Raw genomic sequence first — 14,774 nt, 5'->3', positions numbered from 1 at the left:
CTATTGAAAATATCCCAATATGCCTATGCACAGCCAAGAACTCACCCCCGACCAATTAACCGCCTTAAACAAAGTACAATTACCCGATGATTGGAAATTTGCCTTAGCGGATATATTATTATCGCCTGTTATGGATAATTTACGTGCTTTTTTGCAAAACGAATACGCCCAAGGCAAAACCATTTATCCGCCAAAATCACAAATTTTCAATGCTCTAAATACCACGCCCTTATCAGCGGTCAAGGTTGTGATACTCGGGCAAGACCCCTATCATGGGGCAGGGCAGGCAATGGGTTTGTCGTTCAGTGTGCCAAGAATCATTCCCAAACCGCCAAGCCTTGCCAATATTTTAAAGGAACTGGCGTCTGATTTGGGCATTCCTGTCTCGGCTCATGGCGATTTGACCCATTGGGCAAATCAAGGCGTGCTACTGCTTAACGCCACATTGACGGTAGAAAATGGACAAGCAGGCTCGCACCAAGGCAAAGGCTGGGAAGAATTTACGGACACTGTGATAGACGTTATCAACCGTCAAACCGACCGCACGGTTTTTATTTTGTGGGGCAGTTATGCCAAGAAAAAGGGGCGGTTTATTGACACGTCTCGCCATTTGATTTTAACCGCCAATCATCCATCCCCTTTGTCGGCGAACCGTGGCGGATTTTTTGGTTCTCGTCCGTTTTCGCAGACCAATGATTATCTCATTAGACATGGCAAAGGGGCGATTGATTGGGCGTTGCCACAGTAATCATTGGATTTGGTACCAGTGATCAGACTCGAACCGACACATCTAGGCTGTTGAAAACTGTGGGAAATTCTAAAAACGATTCGTGCGTAAAATTTGTTTAATGCGTTTAAAGTGCTCTCAAAATTTTTATCAAAATAACAAAGCTAAACCAACAAATTTTAGCTCCTTAACATTTTGGTCGCCTACCGATGTCTCCATGATGAACCATGCCCTAGCTCTTGCCAGACGTGGGGCGGAGCGTGGCGAGATACCTGTGGGGGCGGTGGTGGTGCATGACGGACAGATTTTGGGCGAAGGTTTTAATTGCCCGATTAGCACGCACGACCCCACGCACCATGCTGAGATTGTCGCCTTGCGTCAGGCGTGTGAGCGGGTGCAAAATTACCGCTTGCCGATTGGCAGTACGCTGTATGTTACGTTAGAGCCGTGTACCATGTGTTTTGGTTCGCTTATTCATGCCCGTGTCAGCCGTGTGGTGTTTGGGGCGTATGAACCAAAGGCAGGGGCGGTGACAAGCCAGCTAACCCTCGCCAAAGAGTCGTTTTATAATCATGTCATCAATATTCAAGGCGGACTGTTGGCAAATGAAAGTTCAATGATGCTGAGCCAATTTTTTAAACAAAGACGAGCTGATAAGAAAAAGGCGAAAATTGAAAGCCGGTTAAGTGACGGGCATTGATTTTTTAATTCTATTTTTTATGAAATTTTAATTTATGAAAAACATAAAATTTTATAAATAATCTATTCGCCCAAGATGTGTTTTTTTAATCATAAATTTACTATGATATTTTAAAAACCATTATTGGACTTCCTGCAAAACTGGTTTTCCGTTCGCCCTGAGCCTGTCGAAAGGTGGTGGAAAACCGTTAGGTTTCCCAAGCTCATCACGAACGGTTTTCTTTAATTTAGGGTTTTGCAGAAAGTTTATTTAACAAAAATTTATTTATAATTATGTTTTTATAGGGGCGAATTACATTCGCTCTGTGATAAAACGCAATTATCACCCAATTTTAATTTATTTTATAAAAAGAGAACCCCATGGCAACCCCAAAATCCATTATCCCAAAAATCATCACCATTGACGGTCCTTCGGGTGCGGGTAAAGGCACGGTAGCATATCGCCTTGCCGAGCATTTTGGTTTTGAACTATTAGATAGCGGTGCGTTGTATCGCATTGTTGGGCTAATGGCATTTAAAAACGGCTTGCTTGACGGTACCGACATTGACGAGCAAGAAGTTGCCAAATTAACTAAGTCTTTAAACCTATCTTTTCGCCCCAATACCGCGACAAAAACGGTGGAAATCCTAGTGGATAACACCCCCCTAATGGACGACATTCGCAACGAAATCGTGGGCGGATATGCGTCCCGTGTCGCTGTGTTGCCAAGCGTGCGAACAGCTTTATTTGATTTACAAAAAAATATGGTAAAGGGCAGAGCAGGACTTGTGGCGGACGGGCGAGACATGGGGACGGTGATTTTCCCCGATGCTCCCGTTAAGGTATTTTTGACCGCAAGTGCCAAGGCTCGTGCCGACAGACGGGCGCTACAATTACAAACGGCAGGCAAAGTGGCGGATTATGAAGCGATTTTGGTGGACATCATCGAGCGAGACGAACGAGATGAAAACCGTGCTGTCGCCCCAAGTCACCCTGCTGTGGATGCCCTTGTCATTGACAGCTCCGACAAATCAGCAGATGTGGTGTTTGATGAGATTTTGGCATTTACACAGGGTAAGCTGTGATAACACTTGCTCCACTTAGCAGCACACGTCAAGATGAGCTGTCTTATGAGTCAGGCGATGAGCAAATGCAGTTTGCTGTCTTGCCAAAAAACTGGCTTGATGATGAGCGTGCGGATGCTTCTAGGATGGTGATTTTGGATGATGATTTACATCAGGTGGTGGGGTTTTTTGTGGTGGATATTGGACAGCAAAAATACCGCTACACCGAAATTCCCATGCTGTCCTACTTCGCTCCATGTCCAGAAATCCTGCTTTTCAAGGTAAGGGCTACGCTAAAAGAGCCTTAGAGTTAATCGTTTAAAAAATTTCTGCCAAAGCCGCACTGCCCTTTGTGATGAGATTTTGCTTGGAGTAAATCGCGCCAATGTCTCCGCCCAAAGACTTTATGAAAAGATAGGTTTTATAAGACTGGCACGAACCGTTATGGGGCAAAAAGGCGAGCAGTGGGTGTATTGTCTTAAAATAAATCGCTATCTATTTTAATAATTATCTGATATAATTGTCGGGTTTATCATATTTTTGTGTTGCTATTTGAGTCAAAACCAGCATCTCTCAATGGCGCACATCACTTGAACCGTACTGTGCTGGACAGGCTACGGCTAATTTTAAGGTATTACTAATGAGTTTATCATTTGCTGAACTGTTTGAACAAAGCAACGCCAACGAAATCAAAGTTGAAATCGGTGCCGTTATTTCTGGTACTGTTGTTGCCATCGACAACGAGCGTATCACTGTTGATACTGGCCTAAAATCAGAAGGCTTCATCGCGCGTTCAGAGTTCCTGAACGAAGCTGGCGAGCTTGAAGTTGCTATCGGCGATAAAGTAGACGTAGTTGTTGAGAAAGTTGACAACGGCATGGGCGAAACTGTTCTTTCTCGTGAAAAAGCAAAACGTGAAGAAAGCTGGCGTGCGCTTGAACAGCTTCATGAAAATGACGAAATCGTTACTGGTCTTATCTCTTCTAAAGTTAAAGGCGGCTTTACTGTTGAGATCGGTTCTGTACGTGCTTTCCTACCTGGTTCACTGGTTGACGTTCGCCCAGTACGCGAAACCACTCACCTAGAAGGCAAAGAGCTAGAATTTAAAGTTATCAAGATCGACAAGCAACGCAATAACATCGTTGTATCTCGCCGTGCGGTAATGGAAGCTGAGAACAGTGCTGAGCGTGACGAACTACTTGCTAAGCTAGAAGAAGGCATGGAAGTTAATGGTATCGTTAAGAACCTAACTGACTACGGTGCATTCGTTGATCTAGGTGGCATCGATGGTCTACTACACATCACTGACATGGCTTGGAAGCGTATCAAGCACCCATCAGAAGCGGTAGAAGTTGGTCAAGACCTTAAAGTTAAAGTGTTGAAATTCGACCGTGAGCGTAACCGTGTTAGCCTAGGTCTTAAGCAGCTTGGTTCTGATCCATGGGGCGAAGTTGAGAAGACTTACCCAGTGGGTACCATTACTAAGGCTCGCGTAACCAACCTAACAGATTATGGTTGCTTCGCTGAAATCGCAGAAGGCATCGAAGGTTTGGTACACGTTTCTGAGATGGATCACACCAACAAGAACATCCACCCATCTAAAGTTGTTCAAGTGGGCGATGAAGTTGATGTAATGGTTCTTGAAATTGATGGCGAGCGTCGTCGTATCAGCTTGGGCATCAAGCAAACCATGCCAAACCCATGGGCAGAGTTTGACAAAAACCACGCTAAAGGCGACAAAATCTCTGGTACCATCAAGTCAATCACTGACTTCGGTCTATTCATTGGTCTAGAAGGTGGCATCGATGGTCTGGTTCACCTATCTGACATCTCTTGGACTGAGTCTGGCGAAGAAGCGATCCGCAACTACTCTAAAGGCGACACTGTAGAAGCTGTTGTTCTACAAGTTGATGCAGAAGCCAACCGTATCAGCCTAGGTATCAAGCAACTTAACTCTGACCCATTCAACGAATACCTACTGGCAAATGACCGTGGCGCTATCGTAAAAGGTTCAGTAAAAGAAGTTGACGCTAAAGGTGCTGTTATCACACTGGCTGACGAAGTAGAAGGCTACCTAGCTGCTGCTGACATCGCTCGCGAGCGTACTGAAGATGCTTCTAAAGTACTAAATGTTGGTGACGAAGTTGAAGCTAAGATCGTTCGTGTTGACCGTAAATCTCGTGGCATCACACTATCTGTGAAAGCCAAAGACGAGGCTGATGAGCGTCAAGCGATCAAAGAGCTGTCAAATACAGCTGCAGAGAACCAACCTAAAACTCTAGGTGATATCTTTGCTGATCAGCTAAAAGGCTAATCAAAGCAAACAAAAAAGAGCGGCTTAGGCTGCTCTTTTTTATTATATTGAACATATATTTACTGATTTACTACATTGCAAAATTAACAAGCATGTTAAAATAGTAAAGATTTGCAAAGTGATGAAAATTAACAAAAAATTCATTCACATTTTGCCATTTTTCCGTTATCATTGTAACTTGAACAAAATCTTACCAAAGATTGCATTTTTGTTAATATGAGCTGATTCGTCCTTATGGTATGATGGCGAATTGATAGGCGGGATATATGCAGCAAGCACAAAAAGTCATTAATAAATCTGATCTTATTACTAATTTGGCATCGGCATGTGACGGTATCGAAGAGACGGTCGTTGATGAGGCGGTGCGTGAGATTATTGGTTTAATGGTAGGCAGTTTGTCGCATGATGGCAGGGTGGAAGTTCGAGGTTTTGGTAGTTTTTGTTTGCACCATCGCGATGCACGCCATGCCAGAAATCCAAGAACAGGTGAGAAGGTGGCAGTAAAAGCCAAAGCTGTGCCATACTTTAAACCTGGCAAAGCGCTAAAAGAAGCAGTAAATGCCATTAATGACTAATTTATCCTTAATGACTGATAAATGAGAGTATAAACATGCATATTATTTTGATCGTATTATTAGTGGCGGTATGCGCCTATGCCATTGGTTTGGTGCTGATGAACAACAGTGAAGTGGCAGTGAACCTGATGTTCTCGAGCGTGCCTACCATGAATTTGGGCTTGCTGCTTGTGGTGACGATTGTTCTTGGTGTCATCCTAGGGATGCTACTTGCGCTGTTGGTATTCCGCGTCTTCCAGAACAAATGGGAAATCAGCCGTCTAAAAAAAGAGCTGAAACTAACCCAGTCTCAGCTAACAGAAGCAAACATCAAGCTGGCTCAGCAATCTGAGGTTCGTCCTGCCGAAAGGGTGATCGTTGAGAATGCAGCGCCGGTAAATGCAACTAACGACCCACACCTATAATCATGAGCAAGTTAAACACCCCTGTAATCGTTGCGGTGGACAAGCATGATTTGAATGGCGCACTTGCGTTGGCAGATGCTTTAGATCCGTCGCTTTGCCGCCTTAAAGTTGGTAAGGAGCTCTTCACCATCTGCGGTCCTCAGGTTGTTCAAGAATTCCATCGACGTGGCTTTGATGTATTTTTGGATTTGAAGTTTCATGACATTCCAAATACCACAGCACAGGCTGTATTGTCTGCTGCTGATATGGGTGTATGGATGGTGAATGTCCATGCATCGGCAGGGTCCAAAGCGATGGCATTGGCCAAATCGCGTCTGTCCACTGGTGGTTATAATACGCTATTGATCGCGGTAACGGTATTAACCTCGATGGCGGACAGCGATCTATTGGAGCTTGGTATTAGCGGCAATGCTCAAGAGCACGTACTTAGACTTGCTGCATTAACTAAAAATGCTGGTCTTGATGGTGTTGTATGCTCTGCACAAGAAGCAAGCGCATTAAAATCAGCGTTTGGCAGTGATTTTAAGCTTGTTACACCAGGCATTCGTTTGGCGACAGACGGTAGCGATGATCAGCAGCGTATCTGCACCCCAAAAGACGCACTGGCTAATGGTTCGGATTATCTGGTTATTGGACGCTCCATCACCAATGCTGATAATCCCAATAATAAGCTTCGCTTAATCTTAAATGACCTATAAAATTAAAAAGCAATCTTTGAAAGATTGCTTTTTATTTAACTATTAAAATTAGAGATATGGATTGCTTATTCCTAATCCTTGTAGGATTTCGATTTCAAAACCTTCCATCTCATCGGCATCAGCATCACTGATCTCATGATCGAATCCAAGCAAATGCAAGATGCCATGCACCAATAAATGATGCAGATGATCTTCAAACCGCTTGTCTTGTTCATCTGCCTCACGCACAAGCACCTCGTGACAGATGATGAGCTCGCCTAATGGTATGTCATCCATCAGAGCAAGTACATCGCTGGGCAGCTCACTTGGATAGGATAAGATGTTTGTGGCATAGTCTTTGCCGCGTGCATCTAAGTTAAGCTGTCGTCCTTCGGTGGTATCAGTGAGATAGATGTCCAAGGTTTTGTTTTTATGCCAATAATCTTCGACGTTGTCAAAATAGGAAAATTCTAAGCCGCTTTTTAGTTTATCGGTCATGACATTGATGGCATGATGAGCAACTTTGGTTAGAGCCGCTTCGTCATAGACAGTACCATCAATGTCAGGATGATGATCGATGTATAGACTAATCGTCATGCGATTCTGCCTTATCTAAGCTTGCTTTTGCTAATTCCTCAGCCAGACGGGCAGCTTTTCGTTTGGCGGTTATTTTTTCTTGTTCATCATCGAACGCGTCATAGGCTTGGACGATCTTTTGAACCAGATGGTGGCGCACCACATCCTTGCTATCAAATCGCGTGATGTGAATCTCGTCGATTTTTGATAGGATTTGCAGGGCTTGGGACAGTCCTGATTTGTGACCGCGAGGTAAATCCACCTGTGTCATGTCGCCCGTGATGACCGCGCGTGAGCCAAAGCCAAGACGCGTCAAGAACATCTTCATCTGCTCTGGCGTAGTGTTCTGGGCTTCATCAAGAATGACAAAGCTGTTATTTAGCGTGCGTCCACGCATGTAGGCAAGTGGTGCGACCTCAATAACTTGACGCTCTAGCAGCTTACCCACTTTCTCAAAGCCAAGCATCTCGTACAAGGCATCGTATAGAGGACGTAAATAGGGGTCAATCTTTTGGGTTAGGTCGCCTGGTAGGAAGCCCAATTTTTCACCTGCTTCAACCGCGGGGCGTACAAGCAAGATGCGTTCAATCTCGCCGCGCTCGAGCATATCAACGGCGCAGGCAACCGCAAGATAGGTCTTACCTGTACCAGCAGGACCCACGCCAAAAGACACGTCAGAGATTAGGATTTTTTTGACGTATTCTTGTTGATTGTAACCGCGCGGTGTGATTTTGCCTTTGCGTGTTCTTAGGCTAATGTCGGCATAAGTGTTGCTAGTCTTATTGGCTGAGGTGGCTTGAGTATTTTGAGTGATGTCGCTATCATTGCTGCGGGCAAGGCTTGATTGGATGATGAGGTGCAACTCCTCGCTAGGGATGTCATCATCGGCGATTTCTGAGAGTTTATTTAGGATGAATTCGCCTCGTTCAACAGCGTCTAAATCGCCTGTTAGTATAAAGTTATTTTGGCGCTGAGTGATTTGAATTTCTAGGCGTTCTTGTAGGTATTTGATGTGTTTATTATATTCACCTGCTAAGTTGCGCAGGGCGTGGCTGTCAAGTTCTAAAACAAGAGTGCGAGTGATGCTCAAGAAGTTATCCTTATGTGGTTGAATGAATCACGCGTTCATAATAAGGATAAATACAAAGATTTTCAAGAGATTTTAGCAATAAAAAAGCCTTCTCGATATGAAAAGGCTTTTAAGTTGCTATTTCTAGCAGAATATGGCTCCCCAACCTGGGCTCGAACCAGGGACACACGGATTAACAGTCCGATGCTCTACCAACTGAGCTATTGGGGAATATTAAGCAAGTCGCTTAAGATGGTGCGTATTATAGCAAGTATTTTTCGCGTGTCAATCATTTTTTAAAAAAAATTTTTAAAATTTCAAAAAACTGTAAAAAAAGACCAAAAACAACACAACCAAGAAATTTAGGCAATAAAAAACCAAAGTGCCGCTGTAGAGGGGTTACCATGAACCGTGAAGTTCAAGGCGGGACTCATCACTATTTATTATGGCTTCCTGAAACATCTAAAAGATGCAGGCCTGCTCAACAAAATAGTAGAAATGAGTCCCTAAGATAAGATTATCGGCTCAGGAATACGCTCTACTGGCGAACACTTCAGTATGTTTATTATAACAAAATTTCGTCAGTTATCAAGGTAATACTTTGTCTTTGCAGTGATAAATATTTGATTTTTAATATTTTTATAAAATCTAGCAAGCAAAGGATAACAAAATCCCTACCAGCTTTTACATTGGTAGGGATGGCTTAAGAATTTTATCAATGTATTAACCAAACGCAGGCGTACGTCTAGGAATGGCATCTAAGAATTCAGCGCGTGCTGTATTATTGGTGGTGAGTTCGCCAAGCATGCTCATGGTTCTGGTGGTGGATTGTTGTTTGCCCACGCCGCGCATCATCATACACATGTGGCTGGCATCCATCACGACAGCAACGCCGCGGCAGCCGGTCAGCTCTTCGATGGCGGTGGCGATTTGCTTGGTGAGGTTTTCTTGGATTTGTAGACGGCGCGCGTACATATCAACGATGCGCGCTACTTTGGATAGACCCAAAACCTTACCTTCTGGCAGATAGCCCACGTGTGCCACACCATAAAAAGGCAGAAGGTGATGTTCGCACAGTGAATAAAACTCAATGTTCTGCACCAGTACCAGCTCGGGGTTATCCGAGGGAAAAATCGCATCGTTCGCCACGACTTCAAGCGACTGATGGTAGCCGCGCGTCAGATAGCCAAACGCCTTTGCGGCACGCATTGGGGTGTCAAGCAGTCCTTCGCGGCTTAGGTCTTCGCCGCAGCCTTCAATGATGCTGGCGTAATGGCTCGCAATTTTATCATAATCGGGGGTGAAATTAGAGTTATCAGAATTCGACATGGCAATAAGCTATAAAAAGGTAAAATATAAACGGTATAGCTTAACTTAAAATCAAATTTTATCAAGTAAAAATCGCAAAAATTACCCAAAAAATCACAAAATCATGATGAATTTTGCATCACGCATCTTAAAAGTGCTTCGGGGTGGATTTTGATTGGTTTGGTTCTAATGTTTGAATATTTGTAAAAGTTTTGGCAAGGCAGTTAAAATTTGGTATATTGTTGGAAATTTTTAAATATCTCATGGTGTGTGCGTTATGTCAAAGATCAAAGTAGGTATTGTTGGTGGCACAGGTTACACAGGTGTGGAGCTGATTCGCCTGATGGTGAATCATCCGCAAGCTCAGATAATCATGCTAACATCTCGCTCGGAAGCGGGCAAGAAAGCCAGTGATATTTTCCCCAGTCTTCGTGGTCTGTCAGATGTGGTGTTTAGTGATGCTGATGATGAGAAATTAACCGAATGTGATGTGGTGTTCTTTGCCACGCCTCATGGGATTGCCATGAAGTCAGCGCCGTATCTTACCGAAAAGGGCGTTAAGGTGATCGACTTGGCGGCGGATTTTCGTCTGCAGGATTTGGATGCTTTTAGTAAATGGTACGGCATGGCGCATGAATGCCCTGATGTCCTTAAACAGTCTGCATACGGTCTGCCTGAGGTGAATCGCGATGTTATCAAAGATGCCAAAGTCGTGGGTAATCCTGGCTGTTATCCGACGACAGCGATCTTGGGCTTGTCCGCCATCATCGATGAGCAAAACCGCCAAAACACTCAGCTTATCGGCGATCACATCATCATTGATGCCAAATCAGGTATCTCAGGTGCAGGCCGCAGCGCGAAGATGGAGATGATTTTTAGTGAGACGGCGGATAACTTTAGCGCGTACGGCGTGGCAGGGCATCGCCACCTGCCGGAGATTGAGCAGGGTGTGCATGCGCTCTTGGGTTCCAATTTTAAACACAAAATCCGCTTTGTCCCGCATCTGGTGCCGATGATTCGAGGCATGTTCAGCACGACTCATCTGACCTTAACTGAGGCAGGTGGTGCGGTCGATTGGCAGAGTGTGTTTGAGCGTCGATTCCAAGATGAGTATTTTGTGGATGTTCTTTCTAAGGGGCAGCTGCCGCAGACGCGTCAGACCCGCGCTTCAAATTTCCTTAGAATGGCTGTCCACCAAGATGGCGAGACATTAACGATACTCGTGGTGCAGGATAATTTGGTGAAAGGCGCGGCAGGGCAAGCGGTGCAGAACATGAATATCATGTTCGGCCTAGATGAGAAGGTCGGGCTGGACATCGTGCCTGTAGTGCCTTAATTGGTAGGTGGCTGGGTAGTGTTTTTGTAAATGGTGCTTGTAGCAGGCGAACGGCTGTGCTAAAGTGCTTATATGATTAACAATTAACCAAATGGAGAAAATCATGAGTGTTGAAACCTTAACTTTGAAAGTATATGGCATGACCTGCGGGGGCTGTGAGACGAGCGTTATTAATGCGGTGAGCGAACTGGCGGGCGTGCAGGATGTTGAAGTGAATCGCCCACTTGAACAAGCCGTGGTCACTTATGATGATGAGGTGCTTGATAAGATTCAGATCATCGATGCTGTTGAGAGTGCGGGATTTAGTACGACTTAATTCTTTGCTTGGTGAATCATCAAAAAAACCGAATGCTAAATGCGTTCGGTTTTTTGTTGGATTTATTCAATTATTTTGGTAAATCGGGATTGATAAATGATGATAAGGGCGCATAATAAAAATGACCAATAACTAAAACGACGAGACCGCCATGAGTGACAATCAAAATAACAATACCACCCCTTTATCCGAGACCCAAGAAGCGCGTTATGCCATCACAGGCATGACATGCCAAGCGTGTGCCAATCGCCTAGAGAAGGTCTTAAATAAAAACCCATCGGTAGATCTGGCGCAGGTGAATTTTGCAACCGAAACCCTAAACATCCGATATCATGATGCTGACGCTCAGGACATCCAAGCCTGGATCAAAAAAACAGGCTTCGAGGGGCAGCTGATCGATGATGCACCAAAACCAAGACAAGCACCAGGCATGCCTTGGCGATTGATTGTATTATGGGCGTTGTCATTGCCATTTTGGGTGGGGATGGTCGGTATGATGGTCGGTAGTCATGCGCTAATGCCACCTGTGTGGATGCAGTTTGTGCTTGCTAGCGTGGTTCAGTTTTATTTTGGTTGGGCATTTTATAAGGGTGCATGGGCATCTATTCGTGGCGGTCTTGCTAACATGGATGTACTTGTGGCATTGGGCACGAGCGCGATCTGGGCTTACTCAACCTATATGTGGCTCACTTCCGATCATGGTGGGCACGGGCTTGTGTACTTCGAAGCGTCGGTGATGGTAATAGCTTTCGTAAGTCTTGGTAAATATCTTGAGGCGCGCACAAAGCAGCAAAGCCTAAACAGCTTATCTATGCTGATGGATCTGGTACCTGATACGGTTCAGCGTAAAGCAGGCGATGGCTGGAGCGCGGTTAGCGTCAAAGACATCAAAGTTGGTGATGTTCTGCTGGCTCGTGTGGGCGATCGCATCGGCGTGGACGGTGTGGTCACCATTGGGGCGGGCTTTACTGATGAGGCGCATCTAACAGGAGAGAGTGCTGCACTTGCCAAGACAGCTGGAGATGGGGTTCTAGCTGGCAGTGCCGTGGTTGATGGGGGGTTTGAATATCGTGCGACTGCCACGGGTGGTGAGACTGCACTTGGCGATATGGTGCGTGCACTTGATGAGGCGCAAGGCACAAAAGCAGACATCGCGCGCTTGGCTGATAAAGTTGCCGGTGTCTTTGTACCTGTGGTGGTTGGCATTGCGCTTGTGGTGTTCTTTGGGAATTGGGTGATATTGGGCAGCTTTGATGAGGCGTTAATGAGAGCTGTGTCGGTGCTTGTCATTGCCTGTCCGTGCGCGCTTGGATTAGCGACGCCCGCTGCCATCATGGCAGGTATGGGCACAGCGGCGCGATATGGTGTGCGATTTAAAGATGCGCCCAGCCTTGAGATGGCGGGACGTATTGACACCATGGTATTTGATAAGACAGGCACGCTCACCATGGGTCAGCCAAGTATTCGTGCTACCTATCTGTCTGATGGCATGGATGAGAATGATGCGCTTGGCATCACAGCGAGCCTAGAGCAGCACGCATCGCATCCATTGGCGAACGCATTGGTCAAAAGCGCCTTAACCCAAGGGCTTAATCTCACCGATGTTAAAAATCCCACCACCGTTGTCGGTCAAGGTCTGATGGGTGAGGTGGCAGGTGTTGGCATGGTTAAGGTGGGGACGCTGCAATTTGCCGGCTTTGATCACTTTGATGAGACTGTCATCAATCCGGCCAATGCTAGGAACGTACGATACGTCGGTGCTTATGATGATAATATTTGGCAGATTGCCAGTATTGTTGCGGTATCGGTGAATGATGTGCCTGTGGCAGCTTATGCGCTCATGGATGAGATTAAGAAGAACGCCAAAGACACCATCGATCAATTAAAACAAGATGGTATCGACGTGATCATCATGAGTGGCGACCATCAAGGTGTGGTTGATGATGTGGCGGCGCGACTGGGCATTACGTCCGCCTATGGTAAGCTCTCACCACGTGACAAAGCACAAAAAATCAGTAAGCTTAAGCAAGAGGGTAAAACTGTCGCCATGGTCGGTGATGGTGTAAATGATGCGCCAGCCATGGCAGAGGCGCAGGTCAGCTTCTCGGTACATGACGCATCCAGCATCGCCAAGCATACTTCATCGGCGGAGTTGGTGGGTGATTCTGTTACGCACGCACAGCATGCTCAGCATATCGCATTGGCGACGTTAAATAACATCAAGCAAAACTTATTTTTTGCATTCGTGTATAACTGCATTGGTATCGTGGCTGCTGCTTTTGGGTTGCTCAATCCGATCATTGCGGCAGCTGCCATGGCATTAAGCTCAATCTCAGTGCTGATGAATGCCTTGCGATTAAAGCGATTGAAAATTTAACAAAGCATAAGAGTTCGCCGAAAAATCGGTATGTTCTGCTAGTGTAATTTTTTCGTAGCTTTTGAAAAAAATTATCATTAATATCCTCAGATATTTGATATAATACACAAATTTAGTTTGATGAATTTTGAGTATCATGTCAATAACACTCTCAAAAACCGTGCCATCGCGCCGTTCGCTTAATCAACAAGCGGGCGCGACGGCACAGATTTTAGCGCTATTTCTTGCAGCGATTATTTTTACGTCGCTCGTTGTGGCGTTTATTGGTTATCAAGTTGGTCATCGCCAAGGCGTCTATGCTGCCAAAGACCTAAAGTCCGATCAGGTGGCCTCGGCAGATGTGAGTACCTTGGCGGCTGAGAATAGCAAGCTTAAAGAAGATGTGGATGCACTAACCAAAGAGCGCGATATCAGCATGGGCAATCTTGAAAGACTGACCGAAGAGCAAAAAGCATTAGAAACAAAAAATCTACAACTCGCCCAAGTTAATGATCTATTAAAATCATCGGTGGCGGAGCAAGGCGGTGTTGCCCTAAAGGTAATCGGTTCGGAGATCGGTTCTTTGCCTGAAAACACCTTTGAATATCGCTTTGATGTGGCGATGATCGATGTGTCGGGCAGATCGGTACGCATGGTGCCAAGATTGACTCTATTAAACGCGACAAGCATGGTTGAGATCCCGCTTGAGCCATCTAGCTATGACATTAATGGCGTGGCGAATATTCGTGGTCGCTTTGTGATGCCTGAAGGCTTCTCTCCTCGTCAGATGAAGCTAGAGCTGGTCGCAGGCGATCAAAAAATCCAGCAGCTATACGATTGGCAGGTGGGTAAGACCATCAGCGATGCACCAGCTTCCTTGTCAGAGGTGGATGGTGCGGATAATCGACCCATCAGCAGTAATTAATCAGCAAAAGCTGGGCGCGCGCTCGGCTTTTTTATTGTTATGATGAGCCAGATAAGATATGAATATCATGAATCAGAATAAGTTGTCTATCTATAATACTAAGGAACATGAGGCAGAATCAGACGTCGCGCTTGAGACAGTGTCGGAATCTGTTCGTGCGCCCATGTATGCGGTTGTCATGCATAATGATAATTACACGACGATGGATTTTGTGGTGTATGTGCTCGTTGAGATCTTCGATCATGGTATTGATCGGGCGGTTGAGCTTATGTATCAGATCCATGAATCAGGGCGAGCGGTGGTGGCGATACTACCATTTGAGATTGGTGAGATGAAAATCCTACAGGTGAATGAATTGGCAGAGCAAATGGAATATCCGCTTTTGACCACGCTTGAAAAACAATGACATGGATAACATTATTAAGATAATGATTAAATAAACGGGGTG

Annotated in this window: 16 protein-coding genes, 1 tRNA gene and 1 other RNA gene; 13 read left to right on the top strand and 5 right to left on the bottom strand. The window is 45.3% G+C overall.

Annotated features, from left to right (window positions below; genetic code table 11):
* Window positions 1–25 precede the first annotated feature (25 nt).
* From ung to pyrF, 8 genes are all read left to right on the top strand, one after another.
* On the top strand, window positions 26–748 hold the full coding sequence (gene ung / locus AAX10_RS05375; RefSeq protein ID WP_046700062.1) for a uracil-DNA glycosylase: 723 nt from the start codon (window positions 26–28) through the stop codon (window positions 746–748).
* 196 nt (window positions 749–944) lie between these two features.
* Window positions 945–1,427: a tRNA adenosine(34) deaminase TadA gene (gene tadA, locus AAX10_RS05370; protein ID WP_226997744.1), complete on the top strand. Its 483-nt coding sequence runs from the start codon at window positions 945–947 to the stop codon at window positions 1,425–1,427.
* Between the two features lie 359 nt (window positions 1,428–1,786).
* Entirely contained in the window at window positions 1,787–2,491 is a 705-nt protein-coding gene (gene cmk / locus AAX10_RS05365; RefSeq protein WP_046700061.1) for a (d)CMP kinase, read from the top strand.
* Complete coding sequence (locus AAX10_RS05360) at window positions 2,488–2,778, top strand: hypothetical protein (protein WP_046700060.1); 291 nt, start codon at window positions 2,488–2,490, stop codon at window positions 2,776–2,778. The genes cmk and AAX10_RS05360 overlap by 4 nt, the downstream gene beginning before the upstream one ends.
* Window positions 2,779–3,110: 332 nt before the next feature.
* Complete coding sequence (gene rpsA, locus AAX10_RS05355; RefSeq protein ID WP_036362958.1) at window positions 3,111–4,784, top strand: 30S ribosomal protein S1; 1,674 nt, start codon at window positions 3,111–3,113, stop codon at window positions 4,782–4,784.
* Window positions 4,785–5,050: 266 nt separating this feature from the next.
* Window positions 5,051–5,359: an HU family DNA-binding protein gene (locus tag AAX10_RS05350; RefSeq protein ID WP_080702153.1), complete on the top strand. Its 309-nt coding sequence runs from the start codon at window positions 5,051–5,053 to the stop codon at window positions 5,357–5,359.
* A 35-nt stretch (window positions 5,360–5,394) separates the two neighbouring features.
* Complete coding sequence (locus AAX10_RS05345; RefSeq protein ID WP_036362955.1) at window positions 5,395–5,763, top strand: LapA family protein; 369 nt, start codon at window positions 5,395–5,397, stop codon at window positions 5,761–5,763.
* Window positions 5,763–6,461 carry an orotidine-5'-phosphate decarboxylase gene (gene pyrF / locus AAX10_RS05340; RefSeq protein WP_036362952.1) on the top strand — a complete coding sequence of 233 codons (699 nt, stop codon included), beginning with the start codon at window positions 5,763–5,765 and terminating at the stop codon, window positions 6,459–6,461. Before AAX10_RS05345 ends, pyrF begins: the two co-directional genes overlap by 1 nt.
* 48 nt (window positions 6,462–6,509) lie before the next feature.
* Here the strand turns inward: pyrF and ybeY are convergent, their stop codons facing one another.
* From ybeY to folE, 5 genes are all read right to left on the bottom strand, one after another.
* Window positions 6,510–7,037, bottom strand: a complete 528-nt coding sequence (gene ybeY, locus AAX10_RS05335; RefSeq protein WP_046700058.1) for an rRNA maturation RNase YbeY — start codon at window positions 7,035–7,037, stop codon at window positions 6,510–6,512.
* A complete protein-coding gene (locus tag AAX10_RS05330) occupies window positions 7,027–8,106 on the bottom strand; it encodes a PhoH family protein (RefSeq protein WP_046700057.1) in 1,080 nt (359 codons plus the stop codon). The genes ybeY and AAX10_RS05330 overlap by 11 nt, the downstream gene beginning before the upstream one ends.
* Before the next feature lie 134 nt (window positions 8,107–8,240).
* Window positions 8,241–8,316, bottom strand: a tRNA-Asn gene (locus AAX10_RS05325).
* Window positions 8,317–8,455: 139 nt separating this feature from the next.
* Window positions 8,456–8,648: non-coding RNA, 6S RNA (gene ssrS / locus AAX10_RS05320), on the bottom strand.
* Between the two features lie 160 nt (window positions 8,649–8,808).
* A complete protein-coding gene (gene folE, locus AAX10_RS05315; RefSeq protein WP_036362943.1) occupies window positions 8,809–9,414 on the bottom strand; it encodes a GTP cyclohydrolase I FolE in 606 nt (201 codons plus the stop codon).
* A gap of 256 nt (window positions 9,415–9,670) precedes the next feature.
* Between folE and argC the strand changes: the two genes are divergently transcribed.
* From argC to AAX10_RS05290, 5 genes are all read left to right on the top strand, one after another.
* The gene (gene argC, locus AAX10_RS05310) at window positions 9,671–10,729 is read left to right on the top strand and encodes an N-acetyl-gamma-glutamyl-phosphate reductase (protein ID WP_046698241.1); all 1,059 of its coding nucleotides are present in this window, start codon (window positions 9,671–9,673) and stop codon (window positions 10,727–10,729) included.
* A 103-nt stretch (window positions 10,730–10,832) separates the two neighbouring features.
* On the top strand, window positions 10,833–11,045 hold the full coding sequence (locus tag AAX10_RS05305; RefSeq protein WP_046698240.1) for a heavy-metal-associated domain-containing protein: 213 nt from the start codon (window positions 10,833–10,835) through the stop codon (window positions 11,043–11,045).
* A gap of 151 nt (window positions 11,046–11,196) precedes the next feature.
* Window positions 11,197–13,422 (top strand): heavy metal translocating P-type ATPase, encoded by a 2,226-nt coding sequence (locus AAX10_RS05300; RefSeq protein WP_046700056.1) that lies wholly within the window; start codon window positions 11,197–11,199, stop codon window positions 13,420–13,422.
* 136 nt (window positions 13,423–13,558) lie between these two features.
* Window positions 13,559–14,326, top strand: a complete 768-nt coding sequence (locus tag AAX10_RS05295; protein WP_046698238.1) for a hypothetical protein — start codon at window positions 13,559–13,561, stop codon at window positions 14,324–14,326.
* Between the two features lie 67 nt (window positions 14,327–14,393).
* Complete coding sequence (locus tag AAX10_RS05290) at window positions 14,394–14,732, top strand: ATP-dependent Clp protease adaptor ClpS (RefSeq protein ID WP_046698237.1); 339 nt, start codon at window positions 14,394–14,396, stop codon at window positions 14,730–14,732.
* Window positions 14,733–14,774 lie beyond the last annotated feature (42 nt).

It is taken from the genome of Moraxella bovoculi (assembly GCF_000988745.2).
Lineage (GTDB): Bacteria > Pseudomonadota > Gammaproteobacteria > Pseudomonadales > Moraxellaceae > Moraxella > Moraxella bovoculi.
The sequence above is the reverse complement of the archived record's forward strand: the minus strand, read 5'-3'. Positions and strand labels throughout refer to the sequence as shown.

Excerpts from the sequence above, each read along its gene's own strand:
- ung (WP_046700062.1), top strand. The coding sequence starts at position 26 with ATGCACAGCCAAGAACTCACCCCCGACCAATTAACCGCCTTAAACAAA.
- AAX10_RS05300 (WP_046700056.1), top strand. The coding sequence starts at position 11,197 with ATGAGTGACAATCAAAATAACAATACCACCCCTTTATCCGAGACCCAA.
- folE (WP_036362943.1), bottom strand. The coding sequence starts at position 9,414 with ATGTCGAATTCTGATAACTCTAATTTCACCCCCGATTATGATAAAATT.
- cmk (WP_046700061.1), top strand. The coding sequence starts at position 1,787 with ATGGCAACCCCAAAATCCATTATCCCAAAAATCATCACCATTGACGGT.
- argC (WP_046698241.1), top strand. The coding sequence starts at position 9,671 with ATGTCAAAGATCAAAGTAGGTATTGTTGGTGGCACAGGTTACACAGGT.
- AAX10_RS05350 (WP_080702153.1), top strand. The coding sequence starts at position 5,051 with ATGCAGCAAGCACAAAAAGTCATTAATAAATCTGATCTTATTACTAAT.
- AAX10_RS05345 (WP_036362955.1), top strand. The coding sequence starts at position 5,395 with ATGCATATTATTTTGATCGTATTATTAGTGGCGGTATGCGCCTATGCC.
- tadA (WP_226997744.1), top strand. The coding sequence starts at position 945 with ATGATGAACCATGCCCTAGCTCTTGCCAGACGTGGGGCGGAGCGTGGC.
- AAX10_RS05290 (WP_046698237.1), top strand. The coding sequence starts at position 14,394 with ATGAATCAGAATAAGTTGTCTATCTATAATACTAAGGAACATGAGGCA.
- rpsA (WP_036362958.1), top strand. The coding sequence starts at position 3,111 with ATGAGTTTATCATTTGCTGAACTGTTTGAACAAAGCAACGCCAACGAA.
- AAX10_RS05305 (WP_046698240.1), top strand. The coding sequence starts at position 10,833 with ATGAGTGTTGAAACCTTAACTTTGAAAGTATATGGCATGACCTGCGGG.
- AAX10_RS05295 (WP_046698238.1), top strand. The coding sequence starts at position 13,559 with ATGTCAATAACACTCTCAAAAACCGTGCCATCGCGCCGTTCGCTTAAT.
- ybeY (WP_046700058.1), bottom strand. The coding sequence starts at position 7,037 with ATGACGATTAGTCTATACATCGATCATCATCCTGACATTGATGGTACT.